General features: G+C 71.7%; 16 protein-coding genes and 1 riboswitch. Of the genes, 6 read left to right on the top strand and 10 right to left on the bottom strand.

The annotated features are described in order from the left end of the window. Positions 1 to 257 precede the first annotated feature (257 nt). From BLU77_RS17080 to BLU77_RS17090, 3 genes are all read right to left on the bottom strand, one after another. Positions 258 to 950, bottom strand: coding sequence for a trimeric intracellular cation channel family protein (locus BLU77_RS17080; protein WP_089774230.1), 693 nt, complete (start codon positions 948 to 950; stop codon positions 258 to 260). Between the two features lie 36 nt (positions 951 to 986). Then, positions 987 to 1,964 (bottom strand): DUF1266 domain-containing protein, encoded by a 978-nt coding sequence (locus tag BLU77_RS17085; protein WP_175477186.1) that lies wholly within the window; start codon positions 1,962 to 1,964, stop codon positions 987 to 989. A gap of 104 nt (positions 1,965 to 2,068) precedes the next feature. Then, positions 2,069 to 2,395 (bottom strand): histone-like nucleoid-structuring protein Lsr2, encoded by a 327-nt coding sequence (locus BLU77_RS17090; protein ID WP_089774232.1) that lies wholly within the window; start codon positions 2,393 to 2,395, stop codon positions 2,069 to 2,071. Between the two features lie 87 nt (positions 2,396 to 2,482). Here BLU77_RS17090 and BLU77_RS17095 point away from each other — a divergent pair, with 87 nt between their 5' ends. Genes BLU77_RS17095 through BLU77_RS17105 form a run of 3 tightly spaced genes read left to right on the top strand, consistent with a single transcriptional unit; the run spans position 2,483 to position 4,214 of the window. Then, complete coding sequence (locus tag BLU77_RS17095; protein ID WP_089774233.1) at positions 2,483 to 3,124, top strand: hypothetical protein; 642 nt, start codon at positions 2,483 to 2,485, stop codon at positions 3,122 to 3,124. Further along, positions 3,121 to 3,684: a DUF4352 domain-containing protein gene (locus BLU77_RS17100; RefSeq protein ID WP_089774234.1), complete on the top strand. Its 564-nt coding sequence runs from the start codon at positions 3,121 to 3,123 to the stop codon at positions 3,682 to 3,684. The genes BLU77_RS17095 and BLU77_RS17100 overlap by 4 nt, the downstream gene beginning before the upstream one ends. Next, positions 3,681 to 4,214, top strand: coding sequence for a hypothetical protein (locus tag BLU77_RS17105; protein ID WP_089774235.1), 534 nt, complete (start codon positions 3,681 to 3,683; stop codon positions 4,212 to 4,214). Before BLU77_RS17100 ends, BLU77_RS17105 begins: the two co-directional genes overlap by 4 nt. 27 nt (positions 4,215 to 4,241) lie before the next feature. Here the strand turns inward: BLU77_RS17105 and BLU77_RS17110 are convergent, their stop codons facing one another. The 3 genes from BLU77_RS17110 to BLU77_RS17120 all read right to left on the bottom strand — a co-directional run bounded on the left by BLU77_RS17110 (position 4,242) and on the right by BLU77_RS17120 (position 8,026). After that, on the bottom strand, positions 4,242 to 5,552 hold the full coding sequence (locus BLU77_RS17110; protein WP_089774236.1) for a hypothetical protein: 1,311 nt from the start codon (positions 5,550 to 5,552) through the stop codon (positions 4,242 to 4,244). A gap of 37 nt (positions 5,553 to 5,589) precedes the next feature. Next, positions 5,590 to 6,531, bottom strand: coding sequence for an alpha/beta hydrolase (locus BLU77_RS17115; protein ID WP_089774237.1), 942 nt, complete (start codon positions 6,529 to 6,531; stop codon positions 5,590 to 5,592). A gap of 94 nt (positions 6,532 to 6,625) precedes the next feature. Continuing rightward, a complete protein-coding gene (locus BLU77_RS17120; RefSeq protein WP_089774238.1) occupies positions 6,626 to 8,026 on the bottom strand; it encodes an aminotransferase class V-fold PLP-dependent enzyme in 1,401 nt (466 codons plus the stop codon). Between the two features lie 28 nt (positions 8,027 to 8,054). After that, positions 8,055 to 8,170: riboswitch (SAM riboswitch) on the bottom strand. 83 nt (positions 8,171 to 8,253) lie between these two features. Here BLU77_RS17120 and BLU77_RS17125 point away from each other — a divergent pair. The 3 genes from BLU77_RS17125 (at position 8,254) to BLU77_RS17135 (ending at position 13,147) form a co-directional block, all read left to right on the top strand. Next, complete coding sequence (locus BLU77_RS17125) at positions 8,254 to 9,789, top strand: FGGY-family carbohydrate kinase (protein ID WP_089774239.1); 1,536 nt, start codon at positions 8,254 to 8,256, stop codon at positions 9,787 to 9,789. 184 nt (positions 9,790 to 9,973) lie between these two features. Then, entirely contained in the window at positions 9,974 to 10,186 is a 213-nt protein-coding gene (locus BLU77_RS17130; protein ID WP_139177825.1) for a hypothetical protein, read from the top strand. 24 nt (positions 10,187 to 10,210) lie between these two features. Beyond that, positions 10,211 to 13,147, top strand: a complete 2,937-nt coding sequence (locus BLU77_RS17135) for a helix-turn-helix transcriptional regulator (RefSeq protein ID WP_175477187.1) — start codon at positions 10,211 to 10,213, stop codon at positions 13,145 to 13,147. Between the two features lie 4 nt (positions 13,148 to 13,151). Here BLU77_RS17135 and BLU77_RS17140 read toward each other — a convergent pair whose 3' ends face one another. From BLU77_RS17140 to BLU77_RS17150, 4 genes are all read right to left on the bottom strand, one after another. Next, positions 13,152 to 13,883 carry a SagB/ThcOx family dehydrogenase gene (locus BLU77_RS17140; protein WP_089774242.1) on the bottom strand — a complete coding sequence of 244 codons (732 nt, stop codon included), beginning with the start codon at positions 13,881 to 13,883 and terminating at the stop codon, positions 13,152 to 13,154. A gap of 104 nt (positions 13,884 to 13,987) precedes the next feature. Next, positions 13,988 to 15,250: a YcaO-like family protein gene (locus BLU77_RS17145; RefSeq protein ID WP_175477188.1), complete on the bottom strand. Its 1,263-nt coding sequence runs from the start codon at positions 15,248 to 15,250 to the stop codon at positions 13,988 to 13,990. Further along, the gene (locus tag BLU77_RS22210; RefSeq protein ID WP_175477189.1) at positions 15,247 to 16,080 is read right to left on the bottom strand and encodes a TOMM precursor leader peptide-binding protein; all 834 of its coding nucleotides are present in this window, start codon (positions 16,078 to 16,080) and stop codon (positions 15,247 to 15,249) included. The genes BLU77_RS17145 and BLU77_RS22210 overlap by 4 nt, the downstream gene beginning before the upstream one ends. After that, positions 16,077 to 16,430: a hypothetical protein gene (locus BLU77_RS17150; RefSeq protein ID WP_089774244.1), complete on the bottom strand. Its 354-nt coding sequence runs from the start codon at positions 16,428 to 16,430 to the stop codon at positions 16,077 to 16,079. Before BLU77_RS17150 ends, BLU77_RS22210 begins: the two co-directional genes overlap by 4 nt. Positions 16,431 to 16,436 lie beyond the last annotated feature (6 nt).

Raw genomic sequence — 16,436 nt, forward strand, 5'->3', positions numbered from 1 at the left:
GGCCGTGGTAGCGCTCCCACACCTAAGGGTGGAAGCGCTCCCACACGTGAGTCATCGTCCGTCGCGGCGAGTGCTGCGTCAAGGCGTCAGCAATCGTGAACGTGGGTGCCGTCGTCGGCGCTTGGGTGTTTGTGCAGGTCAGAAACGTGCGGGTGCGAACAATGTGGCCAGATTGTTACCCGTGGTGTCGCCGAGTGGTGCTCGGTAGGTGCCAACGAGTGTCGGCCGGCGTGCTCGAGAGCGACGGGGAGCGGCGCCTACTCGGCCGAGCGGCGCCGGACCGCCCGCCGGGCGAGGTGGCGCAGCCGGTCGAAGCTGGGCCGTGGAGGTTTCCAGCCGACGCTCTCCGGCAGCACCCAACCGCGCCACTGTGCCAGCAGGCAGAACACTGCGCCGACCCCGGCACCGGCAAAGCTGCCGACCGTGCTCGCCCCGAGGATGGTGAGGCCAGTGGCCACGACGGCAGCGGCGAGCGCGCAGGTGGCATACAAGGTGGACCGCCCGAGGATCCGCGGGATCTGCCGCATCACCACGTCCCGGACGAAACCGCCGCCGACGGCGGTCACCACGCCGAGCATGACGGCGGCGAGCGGCCCCAGGCCCACGGCGAGGGTCTTCTGGGCGCCGACCGCGGCCCACAGGCCGAGCGCGAGGGCGTCGATCGGCGGGAACGCCTTGTCCCAGACGCGGCCCTCGAGCCGGATCGCGTAGGCGATGATTGCTCCGGCCAGGGCGGTGAGCACATAGGCGTTGTCGGTGAGCGCCACGGGCGGGCCGGCCTGCAGGAGCGTGTCGCGGATCAGCCCACCTCCCAGCCCGGAGAGGATCGCGAGCACGGCGAAACCGATCGGGTCCAACCGGTGCGCACGCGCCACCACGCCGCCGAGGATGGCGTTGAACAGCACACCGGTGAGATCGAGCCACCGGATTACGGCGTCCGGTTCCAGCATCGGCTCCTCCCGTCAGCAGTCACGTCGCACCGGTGATCAGTGAGCGTTCGGGGCGCTGGGACCGGCCGGCTCGCTCAGCCGGGCACGCACGGCGGCCAGGAAGCCCTGCTGCCAGGATTCCCCCAGGGCGCGGCGCGCCGCGTTCTCCAGCATCAGGCGGTCGACGTCCCCCAGCACGAGGAAGCTGCTCGCCCGCAGTGGCGTGTCCCACGCCAGCACCGACCACAGTCCGCTCACGGACTGGGTGAACAGCTTCTCGTGAGCGGAATCGGCGGCTTCCTCAGGCCCGTCCACCCCGGCCCAGTACCACCGGGCGCGGGTGTAGGAATCGGCGAGCTCGGCCCAGCTGCGGTATCGAGCCCGCAGCCCGGTGGCGGCCGCCAGTGTCAGGTCTCGAGCCTCGGTCTCGGCGAGAAATCCGGCGCCCACCCCAGCCCGGCTCAGGAAGATGACTCGCACCAGGTCCCAGCCGAGGAAGTCGATCGACTGCGCGCCGCCGGTGTCCCTGACGGTGCGTTCGAGGCGCAGGTGCGTCTCCTTCGCGGTGGGGGAGCGATCTGCCGCCTTCCGCAGGTCGCGGCGCAGCTGCTTCTGCGCGGACGGGTCCATGGCGAGCCACTGGGCGCGCTCGGCGTCGAACTGCTCCCGGTGCCCGACGGCGAAGAGCCAGAGGATCTGCTCGAGCAACTCGCTACGGGTACGCACGCCCCACGACTCGGCCAGGATCTGCGCGCTGACGTCACGGTCGGGGAATCCGAACACGTCGAGCGGCTGATTCGCGGCGACGGCGAACCGGGCCGAGGCGACCAAGGCCCATCCGCTCGGGTCCCGGGCGACCACGTCCGGGCCGTGGGCGAAGGTGACCGTGTGGGAGCCCTTCGTGAACTCCTTCTTCACGGCACGTTCGGCGCGTTTCCGATCCCCACGCTCACCAGCGCGGCGGTAGAGGAGGGTCAGGCCGGTCCAACTTGCTGCCACGAAGAGGATGAGTCCTGCCCAGACAGCGATCGTCATGAGGTCCACGGCAGACATCCCACCACAGAACCGGAATCAGACGTCGATGCTGCTAGTGGGGCCAGGTCGATCAACCGCCAGATCGATGACTGATTCCGGAGTGTTCAGTTCCCGGCCGCGCGGAACTCCTCCACCACGTGCGAGGGAACGCGCTTCTTCGCCGGGATGTCGAGGCCGCGGGCACGGGCCCATTCCCGCACGGCCCGCGGGTCCACCGGAGTCTCGGTGCGCACCGCCTCGGGCGCCGTGCCGCCACCACGCACCTGCCGGGCGGCGGCCGCGAACGGTGCCAGGGCACGGGTGAGCTTGTCCCGGTTGGCGCTGTTCAGGTCGATCTCGTAGACCGTGTCCTCCAACGAGAACCGCACAGTGTGCTGCGCTGGGGTGCCGTCGAGGTCGTCGGTCAGGTCGATGATCGTCCTGGTGGCCACAGAGAACTCCCTGGGTGAGGTGGTGTGAACCCCAGCGTACGGCGTTGGCGGGTCGGCTCGACACGCGGTGCTCGCTACCCTGCTCCCATGAGGTCACGTCAGCCGGTCGCGGTCACGGCTGGCCGCGCGCTCGGGCACGGCCTGGCCACACGCCGTCGACAGGTGGTCGCTGGCCTGGTGCTCGGGCTGCTGCTGAGCCCGATCGGGATCGCCGCCGTCGGCGGTTTCGAGACCGCTGACGCGATCCAGCCGGAGCAGGTCGCCGCCGGGGAGACGATGAATCTCGGGCAGGTGGAGGTCACGGTGCAGTCCTACTTCGTCTCGGACCGGGTCTACACCGGCGGGCTGCCCGATGGGGCCTCGGCCTGGTTCGGCCTGGTCGTGGATGTGGTGAATCCCCGGGACGAGGAGGTCGTGCTGCACCGCGACCTGTTTCGCGTACCGGTCGCCAGCCCGCTGCAGCCGGAGCCGACGACCACCCGGATCGTCGGAGACGGCGGATTCCTCGTCGTGCTCGAGCCGGACCTGCCGCAGCGAGTCGCCGTGCTCTGGGCCTTGGCCGACCCAGGGCAGTTCGGTGGGGAAGCCACCGTGGAGGCCTATCCCGTCCTCGCGGGGGACAGCTTCTTCTCTCCCGGCGACATCCGGTGGGATACGCAGCCGCTGCAGAGCATCATCACCGTGCCCGCCGGTGAGGTCCCACCGGCCCTTCTCGAGGATCAGACATGAGGCGTAGCAGGTTCTCCCTGGTGGCCGGCGTCGTCCTCGTGCTCGCCGTCGGGCTGGCCGTGAACACCATCACCGAGCACACCAGGCCGTCCGGGTCGCTGGCCACCACCTTCGCGCTCGGGGAGGACGCACGCGTCGGTGACTTCCAGGTACATGTGCACGGTGCCCAGGCCGCTGCGGTGCTGGACGACGACGGTGCGGCCGTGGAGACGAACGGGGTCTGGGTGATCCTCGATCTGTCCATGGCCTCGACGAAGCTGCCGAACCGGCTGTACGGCCTCGGGCTTCGGGACTCCGCGGGCAGGACCTTCACCGTCTCCTCGCGGTCGCCCGCGTCGCTCTGGCAGGTCGCGCCGGACACCTGGATCCGAGGTGAGGTCGCGTTCGAAGTCCCGGCCGACGCCTTGGGCGATCTCACCGTCTTCGTCTGGCCGTACCTGCGCTCCAACATCGAGAGCGACCCTGTCGGCTATGGGGTCACGCAAGTCACCGTCACCGAGGTCGAGAACCAGCGGGTCTCGCTCGCCGAGCCGACCCTCCTGCCGGCAGGTGAGCGATGACGAGCAGGAACATTCCGCGGCGTGCCCTCGCCATCGCTGTTGTCGGTGTGCTCACCACGGTCGCGTTCGGTTGGCGGGTCAGCGAGCAGGCGCGGGAGACCTGGTGGCCCAGCGGTGCGCATGCCGCGGTCGGTCCCGGCGAGGATTTCGGCGGCATCCAGGTGGAGCTGGACGGCATCGAGCCGGCTGGTCAGGTGGTGGACTGGGACGGACCATGGACACCACCAGCAGGGTTCCGGGCATGGCGGGTCTCCCTGGCTGTCACGACGAGACAGAGCGACTTCAGCAGCGTCGAGGTCCTCGTCGAGGACACGCAGGGTCGACAGTTCGCCGCCGGTGAGAACGTCCCGTTCGACCCCGAAGGGTATGAATGGTCTCTCGCGGTCACGGTCCCGGAGAGCGGAGACGACCCGATCCCGGAGGTGCAGCACCTGCTGGTGCTCCTGCCGGCCGATGCTGAACCCGCGGCGGTCCGCATCGATGCGCTGTGGGTGATGCGCCCTGAGTACATCAGACTCGAGGTCGAGTAGGTACCGCGGACCTTCGCGGCCCGGGTGCTAGCGGCGGTCAGGCAGCCGCAAGGCAGAGGGCGCACCGAGTCGGGCGAGCAACCGGTCGGAGGCCGCCGCGAGCAGTGTGGCGGTCAGCAGCAGCGTCAGCACCTCCGCGGTCCGGTACAGCGGATCCCACCACGCGTTCCAGCCCGCCACATCCAGGGTCGGCAGCACGGCGCGGAACGCACCCCACACCAGGTACGGCACCCCGGTGAGCGCCATGTAGAGAAGACAGAAGGCAGCCAGCGGTGCCCATCCGGAACGCACCATCAGACCGATGCCACCGACGAGCATCCCGAACCGGCCCTCCGGTTCGCTCACCCGCGCCCAGGCGCGTTGCACGCGGGGGTCGTCCACCCGCGTGGCCATCCGCCGTGCGAACGGGAGACGTGACGTTGCGACGTCGGTCACCGAGATCGTGTCCGAGGTGCGCACCCCGTACACGACCATCCCCATCGTCAGCCACGCCAACGGGATGAGAATCGCGGTCGCTGCCGCCGCGATCAGGGTGTCGCCGGCGCCGATCAGCCAGCTGACGGCGCCCGTCAAGACCGGCAGGGACAGGTCGACCGAGTCCCACCACGACCCGACCGCCCGGCCGATCACCCGCGAGTGCCACCACCCGGCGCCGCTTCGCACGAGGAAGCCGAGCGCATAGGCACCGATCACGATCCAGACCAGCTCGAAGTAGCCGATCACGATCCGTAGCGTCATCCGCCACGGGGAGTCACGATCCGACCAGAGTGAATCACGCTCGGCGAACCGCGATCCGACGAGCCGCAGCAGCAGCGCCACGGCCACGATCCCCAGGACCAACGCTGAACCGCCGTCGACCACCCGGCTGGGTGCATCAGCGTCGACCCCGAGCCGATTGAGGTCGTCGGTCACTCCCTGGTACCCGTAGAAGCGCAGGTCGTCCTTGAGCCCGTCTCCGCTCTCGTAGACCACCAGGAATGGCACCAGCACACTGCCGAGCGCGGCGATCAGATCCTGGGCGAGATTCTGCGAGCGCTCCCGTCGCCGCAGCACGAGCAGGATCGTCACCGTACTCAGCAACGTGGAGAACGGCACCAGGGTGAGGGTGAGCATTCCCGGCACCGACCCCAGCCGCCCGACCACTACGGACAGGTCACGCAGGTACAGGTGCGCCGTCACTCCCACGAGGGCGATCACCAGCACCGGCAGCCAGTGCCGGCCCAGCAGCTTGCCGGTGGTCACCAGCAGGGCAGTCAGCTCGACGGCGAGCGCCCGGAACGTGAACGGATCACCGACACGCACACCGGCGGAATCGCCGGGGGTGGCAGGTGAGGTCATGGGGCGAGGATAGCGAGCCGCACCAGCGGGCCCGCCGTCACAGGGCAGGCAGCCGCGTGTCCACCCAGGCCAGCACGACGCGGGCATACTCCTGCCGCACCGGCTCGGCGGACAGTGCCAGGTCGTGCCGACCACCCTGGAACCGGCGCACGGTCACGTCCACGCCCAGGCGCGGCGCCCGGTCCCACATGTGCTGCACGTCGAGCACACAGTCCGCACCGGCCAGATCAGCGTCGGTGGGGTGGTCCGGGTGCCCGCTGCGCCCCGCGGTGCACACCAGCACCGGCGCGTGCACGTCCAGCCCGCGCGCGATTCGTGCGTGCCCGCGCCGAATCGCCCGCAACCATCCGGCGTAGACGGGAACGTCCTCGAACGGTTTCCAGGCCAGGTCGTACCCCCACTCGCCGCCGGTGGAGGTGTGCAGGCTGCGCCCGTAGGGCTCGCCCAGGGTGCTCACGCGCAGCACGGGCAGCCACCGCCCGACGGCGTCCAGCACCCGGGTGGTGAGCACCCGGTTCACCCAGGAGGAGTTGAGATCGAACCACGGGCTGTTCAGCACCAGGGCATCGACGCCGCCGTGGTCCGAGGCGTACAGGGAGGCGATCAACCCACCGGTGGAATGGCCGAGCAGCACCACCTCCTCGGCGCCGGCGGCACGGATCTGTGCCAGCGCCAGGCCGATCTCCTCGTCGTAGCGGGACAGATCGGTGACGAAGTTCGGCGTGCGGCCGGGGCGGATGGAGCGCCCGTAGTCGCGCAGGTCGAGGGCGTAGAAGTCGAACCCGGTATCGGTCCACCCCTGGGCGTGCTCGGCCTGGAAGAAGTAGTCGGTGAAACCGTGCAGGTAGAGCACCGCGCGCGGCCGCGAGCCGGCGTCGTCCTGGTGCACCAGGGTGGCCACCGGGTCCGGGTGCGTGCCGTCGGGGCGTAGCTGCAGGGTCTGCTGCACCCAGGGGCCGCCGAGGACGTCCATGCTCATGGCACCGAATCTACGCTGCAACTATCGACTGTCCTGGGAACGGTGCTGCCACATCTCGCACGAAGGTCTCCGGACGCCGTCGATAGTTGACGGGTCAGTGCGTGGCTCCCGCCAGCACGTCGGCCACGCTCGGCGCAGGCCCGCACCCAGTTCCGGCCGCGGCCGTGGCCAGCACGGACGGCGCCCCGGCATCGGCGTGCAGATCGTGCAGCAGCTCGATCGCCTCGGGCAGCTCGCGCTGGTCGTCCTCCGGCTGCCAGCGCCCGTTCACCACGGAGTAGGAGGCCTGCGGGCCCGTGCTCAGGTACTGCGCCACGCCCGCCACCAGCCGGTCCACGTGCTCGGCCGTGCTGCCCAGCCCGATGCTCGCCCGCAGCCCCGCGTCCAGCTCACGTGCGGCCAGCAGGGGATGGGCGCAGAACCTGCCGTCGCGCACGCCTACCCCGTGCTCGGCGGACAGGTAGGCGGCCACCAGGCCGGCGTCGTGGCCGGGCAGGCTGAACGAGACCACCGCGGTCGGGTCGGCCGAGTCCGGCCACAGGCGCAGCACCGCGACCCCATCGATCGCCTCGAGCCCGGTCACCAGACGGTCCCGCAGGGCCGTGTCATGCGCGGCGAGCTCGGCGGTGACCGCCTCCAGCTGGGTACAGGCGACGCCCAGAGCGATCGCCCCGATCACGTTCGGGCTGCCGGCCTCGTGCCGCTGCGGAGCCGGCTCCCAGGTGGTTTCCTCGGCGGTCACGTTCGTCACCGCGCCGCCGCCGGCGAGGTACGGGGTGCCGGCGTCCAGCCAGTCCCGACGCCCCACCAGCGCACCCGCGCCGTACGGGGCGTAGAGCTTATGGCCGGAGATGGCCACGTAGTCGGCGCCGGTGGCCGCCAGTGAGAACGGCCGGTGCGGGGCGAGCTGGGCGGCGTCCACCACCACGCGGGCCCCCGCGCCGTGGGAAACCTGGACTACCTCAGCGATCGGGAGCGCCTCCCCAGTCACGTTCGAGGCGCCGGTCACCGCCACCAGTGCGTACTCGGCGCCGGCCAGCGCCTCGGACAGTGCGTCCAGTGTCTCGGCCACGGTGCCGCGGGCGGCGAGCACGTCCGCGCCGTGGCGCTGCCAGGGGAGCAAGTTGGCGTGGTGCTCGATGTCGAGCACCAGCACCCGGCCGGGCACGCACCCGCCGAGCAGGTTGAGCGAGTCGGTGGTGTTCCGGGTGATCACGACCACGTCCTCGTCACGGGCGCCGGTGAACCGCCCGACGGCGATCCGGGACTGCTCGTAGAGGGCCGTGGACACCTGGGAGAGGTACCCGGCTCCGCGGTGCACGCTCGCGTACAGCGGGAGAGCCCGATCGACGGCGTCCGCCACCGCGCTCAGTGCCGGTGCGCTCGCCGCATAATCCAGGTTCGCGTACGCGATCGAGGTCGCTCCCTCACGGGGGACCGTCAACGGGACTGTCGTGTCAGCGCCGACGAGGGGGAGAACGGGATTCTGGGGCATGTGTTCCTCCGGTGTCCGGACCCCAGGGGGTCCGCGCTTGCCGGACGCCACCTCGACGCCGGCCTGGTCGTCACCCGGGGCACCCCACCGCGGTTGGAGGGTTGCCGGCCAGCTAGCCGGGGCTGATCGCTGGCGCTCATGACCGTCTTGTCTAGGATGCCACAGACACCGGCGTCGGTGAACGGCGTCTCACGAGGTGTCCGTCCGCTGCCGGTCGAAGAGGTGAGATGAGCGCCGACCACCTGCTCGCCGTCGATCTGGGCACCAGCGGTGCACGCGCCGGGGTGTTCACCCCCGACGGCGTCCTGCTGGCCAGGTGCACCTCCGCCTGGTCGCCCCGCTCACCTCGGCCGGGCTGGGCCGAGCAGGACCCGCAGGAATGGTGGGCTCACCTCGTCCGGGTGGTGCGTGGGTGTGTGGCTGCGGCCGGCCTGCCGACCGGCGCGATCGCCGCGATGTCGGTGGACACCACCAGCGCGACCGTGGTGGCAGCCCGCGGCGACGGCACACCGTTGCGCCCGGGCGTCCTCTGGATGGACCTGCGTGCGGTCGAGCAGGCGGAACACCTGAGCGAGACCGCGCCCCCGTATGCCGGTGGACGACCCGTCTCGGCCGAGTGGGGTCTGCCGAAGGTGATGTGGCTGCGCAGGCACGAACCCGAGGTGTGGCGCGCCACCGAGGTGATCTGCGACTGCACCGACTGGCTCACGCACCGGCTCACCGGGCAGTGGAGCATGTCGATCAGTCACGCTGCCGCCAAGTACTTCCATGACCGCACCCGCGGTGGGTGGCCGGTTGAGGTGTATGACCCGATCGAGGGAGCAGACATCCTCGAGCGCTACCCGAGTAAGGTCCTGCACCCCGGTGAGGTGGTCGGCCCGCTCACCGCAGCGGCGGCTGAGGAGCTGGGGCTGCGCCCGGACATCCCGGTCGTCGAGGGTGCGATCGATGCCTATGCCGCCACCATCGGCGTGGGGGTGGTGCGCCCAGGGCAGAGGGCACTGGTGACCGGGTCCTCACACGTGCTGATCGCCCAGACGGACCGGCCGCTGGAGGTACCGGGACTGTGGGGTGCGTTCACGGACGCGATCGCGCCGGGGCGGTTCACCCTCGAGGGCGGGCAGGCTGCCACCGGCACTCTGGTGTCATGGTTCCGGCGGGAGCTCGCGGGGCATGCCGCGGCCGAGGCAGAACGGCGCGGGTGCGACGTCTATGACGTGCTGAACGAACGGGCCGCGGGAATCCCGATCGGCTCCGACGGGCTCGTCGTGCTGGACCACTTCCAGGGCAACCGAAGCCCGCACACCGATCCGTACGCCCGCGGCGTCATCCACGGTTTCGGCCTGCAGCACACCGAGGCGCACCTGTACCGGGCGATCTTGGAGGGCATCTCCTACGGAACCGCCGAGGTGATGGGCGTGCTCGATGAGCACCTGCCGCCGTCGGGAGACGTACGGGTGACCGGCGGACCCGCAGCCAGCCGGCTCTGGATGCAGATCCAGGCCGATGTGCTCGGCCGTCCACTCGTTCTGTCCGACACGCCCGTCGGTTCCCTGCTCGGCACGGCCGTGATTGCCACCGTCGGGGCCGGGGTGTATCCGGATCTCGACCGCGCCACGGACCAGATGGTGCAGCTCGGCGAAGTGGTGCAGCCGGACGCGGCAGCGCACGAGGCCTACCGTTTCCACGCCGAGCAGTACCTGCGCACCTACCCGGCCCTGCGGGAGATCCTCGAGGCGGGAACACGGCACCAGGGGCGATGAACGAGCAGGTGTGGCCCGACTGGGTGCTTCGACCACCGAGGATCCCTTACCCCGCGCACGTGGTGACCGCCACATCCCTTACCCGACCTCCGCCGTCGTACGACTCGAGGTAAGGCCGGCCTCGCGAGGACGGACGTGACCCACCCATCCCGCAATGTCACACCTCAGCACCACAGTGGGTGCCATGCCCAGCACCGAGGAGCACCCGATGGACGCCCACTACGACCTGTTCCACGCCGAGATGGCCGAGCGCAGGGAGCGGCTGCTCACCCAGCTCGCCCCCGGTCGCACCCGCCGCCGGTTGAGCCTGCGCCGGCTGGTGGCCGAGCGGTCCGACGCCCGTACCGCCCGGCTCGGCCGCACCCTCACCCCGAAGGACCTGGAGCGACGCGCCTGAGCCGTGCATGACACGATGACACCCGTGGCACGGGTCGGGTCGGAGATCGCGCTGGTGGCGCGCACTGCGGAGCTCGCTCGCCTGGACGCTGTGTGGCGTCAGGCGGTCGACGGCTCCGCGGGTGCGGTGCTGCTCCCGGGTGAGGCCGGCGTCGGCAAGTCCCGGTTGGTGGCCGAGCTCGCCGATGTGGCCGAGCGTGCCGGCGGCGTGGTTCTCGTCGGGCACTGCGTCGGTCTGGGAGACGCGGCACCCCCGTACCTGCCGGTGGTGGAAGTGCTCGAGCACGTGCGCGAGCTCGAGCCCACGCTCGTGGCCGATGCGCCGGCCCTGACCACGCTGGTGGCGCGCGGCGGAACCGGACGGACCGCGGATCAGTTGCAGGTGTTCGACGCCTTCCTGAACGTGCTTACGGCACTCGCGCAGCGGGCCCCGGTCCTGCTCGTGGTGGAGGACCTGCACTGGGCCGATGCCTCCACCCGGGACCTGCTGACGTTCCTCCTCGCCCGGATGTCCCACGAGGCTCTCGCCGTGGTGCTCACCTACCGCTCGGACGAGCTGCACCGGCGCCACCCGTTGCGGCCGTTGGTGCTGGAGCTGGGCCGGATGCGGCGGGTGGAACGGGTGGACCTGGAGCCCTTCGGCCCCGAGGACGCACGCGACTTCGCCCGCGCTCTGGCGGCCCTGGACGGCGCCGAGCGCAGCCCGGACGAGATCGAGCGGATCGCGCAGCGCTCGGAAGGCAACGCCTTCTTCACCGAAGAGCTGTTGGCGCACGCGGGCGAGGGAACCTCCGGGTTCGCCTCGAGCCCGCTCGCCGATGTGCTGCTCGGACGGATCGAACAGCTCGGCGCCACCGCGCAGCACGTGGTGCGGACCGCCTCGGTGGCGGGGCAGAGCAAACTTCGCCAGTCCACGCTGCTCGCCGTCAGCGGGCTGGACGAGGACGAGCTGGAGCGTGCGCTGCGCGAGTGTGTACAACGGTACGTCCTGGTGGTCGGCGCCGAGGGGGCGCTCGCGTTCCGGCACTCGCTGCTGCGCGAGGCCGTCTATGCGGACCTGCTGCCGGGCGAGCGCGTCCGCACGCACGCCGCCTTCGTGCGCTTGCTCGGTGAGGCGCGCTACCCCGGCTGGCTGGGAGCGCAGGCGCACCACGCTACTCAGGCCGGCGACCTACCGACCGCACTGGTCGCGCACATCGGCGCGGCCCGCGAGGCCGAGGACGTGGCCGCCACGGCGGATGTGCTGAACCATCTCGAGCAGGCCCTGGCGCTGTGGGATGCGGTCCCGGACGCCGCCGCGGCCACCGGCACCGACGAGCTCACCCTGATGATGCGGGCAGCCGATGCGGCAGTGGCCGCCGGCCGGACCGAGCGCGCCGCCGCGTTTCTCCGTTCGGCGCTACGCCTGGCCGGTGCCGGGACGGACACGGTGGTCCGCGCCGCCGTGCTGCGCCGCTTGGCCAAGGTGCACTACGCAGAAGATGAATGGGACGCGGGGAAGCGGGCGATCGCTGAAGCATGGGAACTGATCCGGGACCAGCCGCCGAGCCGGGAGCGCGCCTGGGTGCTCTCGACGCTGGCGATGGGCGTGGTCCCCTCCCCGCAGCATCGCGCCTGGGCGAAGGAAGCCGTGCAGGACGCGCGCCTGGTGGGTGCGGGAGATGCCGAGGCCGATGCCCTGATCTCTCACTCGTACCAGCTGCTGAACGAGAACTCCGACGCCGAGGCCATGGCGGTGCTCGATCAGGCGCGGCTCCGGGCCGCCGAGGTCGGTGCCTTCGAGGTGGAGCTACGGGCACACTTCAACCTCACCGTGGGTGAGTTCGAGCGCGGGCACGTGGCTCTCGCCGCCGAGCACGCGCGCCGTGGGCTGGCTCGAGCCCGGGAAGAGGGGCTCGTCTGGGCCACCTATGGACGCGAGCTGGTCTGGCTGGCCATCCAAGTGTTGTATGCGGCCGGAGCGTGGGACGAGGTGGAACGGCTCGCATCCCCGCCGGGGGAGCGGGCGCCGGACTGGCTCACCCGGGTGATCGCGTGCCAGGCGGCGCTGCTCGCAGCCAGCCGTGGGCGATGGGAGGAGGCCGACCGGCACCTCGAGATCGCCGATGTGCACACCGCCGGCACCGAGGACGAGCAGCTCAAGATCGCGGCGTACGCCAGTGCCGAGCGTGGGCTCTGGCAGCAGCGTGCCGAGGACGTGGTGCGCACGCTGCGCGCGATCGTGAACCGGGTGCTCGCTGCGAGCGGCCCACCGCCGTTGCACCTGTTGCGGATCGGGGCGCTGGGCGTGACCGCCGCCGCCGACCTGGCGGCGCAGGCCCGGCGGCGGCACGCCGAGGATGCGGTGGCTGAGGCCGTCAGTTCCGGTGAGTGGTTCGCCGAGGTCGTCTCCAGAGCGTGCGCTGAAGGGCTCCCGCGGGGCGCGACGATCGGGCCCGAGGGGCGGGGGTGGGTCGCGCGCGCCGAGGCCGAGTCGGCGCGGCTGCACGGTGCTGACAGCCGGGAGGTCTGGACCGCGGTCGTGGACGCGTTCGGGTACGGCGACCGCTACCAGCAGGCGATCGCGCAGTGGCGGCTGGCCGAGGCGCTGCTCGAGCGTGCACGCGAGGACAGTTCGGCCGATGACGCGGCGCGCGGAGCCACGGAGCTGGGCCGGGCGATGGAGACCGCGCGGGAGCTGGGTGCCGCGCCCCTGATCGCAGCGCTGGAGGCGCTCGCGCGCCGCCACCGGGTCCAGGTCTCAGGGGTGCGGCTGGCGGCCACCGACCTGCTCACCCCGCGGGAGCGGTCCGTGCTGGAGCTGGTGGCCCAGGGGCTCACCAACCGGGTGATCGGGGAACAGCTCTACATCAGCGAGAAGACGGTGAGCGTGCACCTGACCCGGGTGATGGCCAAGCTCGGGGCGCACAGCCGCACCGACGCCGTTGCGCGGGCGATGAGCGACGGGTTGCTCGGCGCCTGAGATCTCAGGCCGGATGCCCGACGGCGTAGCTCACCAGGTAGCGAACGTCGCCACCGGTGGTGTCGTCGGAGAGGCCGGACAGCCCGGCCAGGTGCAGCATCCGGGCGTCGGTCGCGCCGCCCATCGCGTAACCGACCAGGTCGAGATCGGCGGCTCCCAGGCTCAGGTTCTGCAGGGCTGCCCCGGCCTCCAGCAGGGCGAATCGGCCGCCGCGTTCGCCGTACTTGGCGAGCATCGCGCGCGTGTCCGCGAACAGGCCGATAACGGCCGCAGGTGGGGTGACGGCGTCCGCGCCACCGAGATCGTCGACCAGGTCCGCCCAGCCGGGGCAGTCGCCCACCGTGGTCAGCATGTGCGCCACCGGGTCGTGCTGCAGCACCCGCCCGGGGCCGCGGTCGGCCGGCCAGGTCAGGGCGATCGCCCGCACCGTGTTCAGCCCGCCCGCGGCGGGATTCGGCCGGCCCGAGGTGCCTTCGGCCAGCACCGAGAGCAGGCGGGCCAGGTCCCGGTCCTCCAACGCGTCGGCGCCGAAGGTACGCACCGACCGCCGCTGGTCGAGTAGCTCGGCGAACGGTCCCTCCAGGCGCTCGGCGGACTGTGGCGGGCTGGGCCGCGACCACGGGTCCAGGGTGGGTTCGCCGGGCACGTAGCCGGCGATCCGTTCGAAGAAGGCGGGTCGGTTGGCGGGGGTGATCGACGACGCTGTCCAGAAGTCCTCGAAGTGCGGCGTGGTCATGTCCGCACGGTACCCGGCACGCGTTGCCTCGAACTGTCGCGCCGCGTGCCCGCTCGGTGACGGAGCGCGGCAACGCGCGGTCGCCCCAGGGCGGTGAGCAATGCTCAGCCCAGCGGGTGCGGCAGCGCAGCCGGCCAGCCGGTGGACCGCGCCCACGGGTAGCGCATCGCCAGATCCGCGCAGGTGCCACCGAGGTGCGGCCACCGATGATCCGGATGGATGGGCACCAGCTGGGGGCTGAGCACCCGCACCGCCCGCACCCCGCACCCGGCCAGGTCCGGCAGGGTGAGGTCTCGGTAGAAGAGGTCCACCCCGGCACCGTCCAGGGCGGTGACGAGCTCGGCGAGCTGGTCGGACACCGCTACCGTGCCGGTGCCCGGGGTGGCTCCGGCCACCGGACCGTCCCAGACCGGCAGCGCATGCCACAGGTCCGGACGCCGGGTGTAGAAGACGGCGTGCTCGTCGAAGGAGGTGACATCCTCCGGCTCGGGTGGCGGCGGCGCCGTCGGGCTGTTCACCCCGGCGAAGCTGACCCCCTGCGCCCACTCCAGCGCGGCCTTCGTGGCAGCGTCGGTGAAGGTGGACCGGCACGCCAGGCCGATGCTGTGCCGGTCCCGGCCGGCGAGCGGCGCTGACCCGAACACGGCGGCCACCGGGTGCGGGCTGAACGCCGGCGTGAGGTCGAGCGCGGTGAGCGCGAAGCCGTCGCCGCCGCCCAGCGCAGCCAGGGTCTGCGGTGGCACTGGCACCTGCCGAGCTGGCACACCGTGCAGCCACGTCGTCACCAGCGCGTCCCGCTCGATCAGCTCCTGGGTGGCCCGCAGCAGCGCCAGCATGCTGGTCGGTGCGGCGGCGAGACCGTTCGAGGTCGCGAGGTGGCCCAGGGAGGGGTCGTTGCTCACCAGGTTGGCCGGCACCCACATCGGGGTGTTGTCGCGCAACCGGAACACCTGGGTCAGCCGGTCGGAGGCGTAGCTGTCGTGGTGCGGGAAGCCCGGGTGCGCACGTTGCTGTGCCGAGTGCAGGGTGAAGTCGTCGTGACCGAGCTGCTCCTCGGGTGGCACGGAGGCGGAAGAACGCAGAGGGAGCGGAAACGAGGCAGCCGCATACCGCTCCAGCAGTTCGCCGACCGCCGCGGAGCGAGCCTGGTCGGTGTTCGTGGCGGCGCCGCCGGCGGGAGTGCGATCGTCCGCCGGGCCGTACCGGGCCGAGTACTGCACGATCGGCGGGTCGGCGGGAGTGCGGGGCACCCGGTCCACCGAGACCGCCGTGCCGCACCGCCACCCCACCGCCCGCTCCAGCAGGGCTCCTGGTGTCGACCCACCGCCCGTCCCGTCGGCGGCATGGACCGGCCGGAGCAACGTCACGGCGCCCACGGCAGGCTGAGCCGCCCGTCCGTGACCACTCCGCCGCACCACCCACACTGGGCACTGCGCAGGCACGGGCTCCGGCCGGCGTCCAGGGTGTCCAGGTCGATCGAGACGCAGGCGTCCACGAGCGGGAAGCGCCCCGCCACGGCGAGCTCGAGCTGGCGGGCGAGCAGCCCGGCCGCCACCTGGGAGCCGGGCAGGGAGGCCGCGCCGGGCTCCTCAGGTGGTGCCGGATCACCCCACCTGCTCTGCACCCGGCCGGCGAGGCATCCGACGCAGGCGCTGTGCCCCGGCGCCACGAACGGGCCGAGGGCGACCGTGTGCGCCGAGGACAGGTCGCACAGCACGTGCAGCGCACCGGAACGCACCAACGGGGAGGTGAGCTCCGCCGTCGCCTGCATCGTGGCAGTGGTGCGCACCACGACGGTGACGACGTCCGCGGCGCCGGGTGGACCGCCGTCGGGCCGGTCCTGGCTGAGCTGCCAGCCCTGGGTGTGGCAGAGCCCGGCGAACGCCGTGCGGAAGTCGGGGGAGTCGGCACCCGCGAACGCCAGGGCGAGTGTGAGCGGGCTGAGCGTGACGGGTGTGCCGAACATCCCGATCGCGCGCAGCTGCTCCACGGCGAGGCGGGCGGCGGGGGAGAGGCCGGCAGGTGTGGGCGGCTCCGGTGACCAGCACGCGGCCAGCTCGTCGGCGATCGTGCCGGGAACGTCGTCGACCACCCACACCTCGTCCGGCCCGGCGGTGGCCACCAGGTAGCCGCCCTCGTCGCTCAGCCGCCACCCGGGTGCGCCGACGACCGGACGGTCACTGGCGGGCGTCGTCATCGGCCGGCGCGCTGTTTGCGCAGCGCGGCACTGATACCGAGGATCCCCGCGATCGTCAGGACGGGGATGGCGACGATGCCGATGATCGCGAGTACGGCGCTCTCCTCGTTGAAGAGCAGCAGCCACAACGCGACCTCGGCGACAAACACGCCTGCGCCGACGGCGAGCACCAGCAGGGGCACCGCGACCGCGGCCGGGCCGGATGCCCCGGCGAGCCGATACCCGCCGATCGCCAGGCCGGCCGTGAGCAGCAGACCGAGGGTGGCCGTGATCATGATGCCGGACGAGTCGTCTGTCGCGAAGCCCAGCAGCGCGACGGCGATGCCGAGCGGCAGTGCGAGCGCGGCCATCACGAG

The sequence above is a fragment of the Ruania alba genome (genome assembly GCF_900105765.1).
Taxonomy (GTDB): Bacteria; Actinomycetota; Actinomycetes; order Actinomycetales; family Beutenbergiaceae; genus Ruania; species Ruania alba.

Bases quoted from the DNA above. Each gene is read 5' to 3' on its own strand.
- BLU77_RS17140 (WP_089774242.1), bottom strand. From the start codon at position 13,883: ATGACCACGCCGCACTTCGAGGACTTCTGGACAGCGTCGTCGATCACC.
- BLU77_RS17115 (WP_089774237.1), bottom strand. From the start codon at position 6,531: ATGAGCATGGACGTCCTCGGCGGCCCCTGGGTGCAGCAGACCCTGCAG.
- BLU77_RS17110 (WP_089774236.1), bottom strand. From the start codon at position 5,552: ATGACCTCACCTGCCACCCCCGGCGATTCCGCCGGTGTGCGTGTCGGT.
- BLU77_RS22210 (WP_175477189.1), bottom strand. From the start codon at position 16,080: ATGACGACGCCCGCCAGTGACCGTCCGGTCGTCGGCGCACCCGGGTGG.
- BLU77_RS17125 (WP_089774239.1), top strand. From the start codon at position 8,254: ATGAGCGCCGACCACCTGCTCGCCGTCGATCTGGGCACCAGCGGTGCA.
- BLU77_RS17105 (WP_089774235.1), top strand. From the start codon at position 3,681: ATGACGAGCAGGAACATTCCGCGGCGTGCCCTCGCCATCGCTGTTGTC.
- BLU77_RS17080 (WP_089774230.1), bottom strand. From the start codon at position 950: ATGCTGGAACCGGACGCCGTAATCCGGTGGCTCGATCTCACCGGTGTG.
- BLU77_RS17130 (WP_139177825.1), top strand. From the start codon at position 9,974: ATGCCCAGCACCGAGGAGCACCCGATGGACGCCCACTACGACCTGTTC.
- BLU77_RS17095 (WP_089774233.1), top strand. From the start codon at position 2,483: ATGAGGTCACGTCAGCCGGTCGCGGTCACGGCTGGCCGCGCGCTCGGG.
- BLU77_RS17120 (WP_089774238.1), bottom strand. From the start codon at position 8,026: ATGCCCCAGAATCCCGTTCTCCCCCTCGTCGGCGCTGACACGACAGTC.
- BLU77_RS17100 (WP_089774234.1), top strand. From the start codon at position 3,121: ATGAGGCGTAGCAGGTTCTCCCTGGTGGCCGGCGTCGTCCTCGTGCTC.
- BLU77_RS17085 (WP_175477186.1), bottom strand. From the start codon at position 1,964: ATGACGATCGCTGTCTGGGCAGGACTCATCCTCTTCGTGGCAGCAAGT.
- BLU77_RS17150 (WP_089774244.1), bottom strand. From the start codon at position 16,430: ATGGCCGCGCTCGCACTGCCGCTCGGCATCGCCGTCGCGCTGCTGGGC.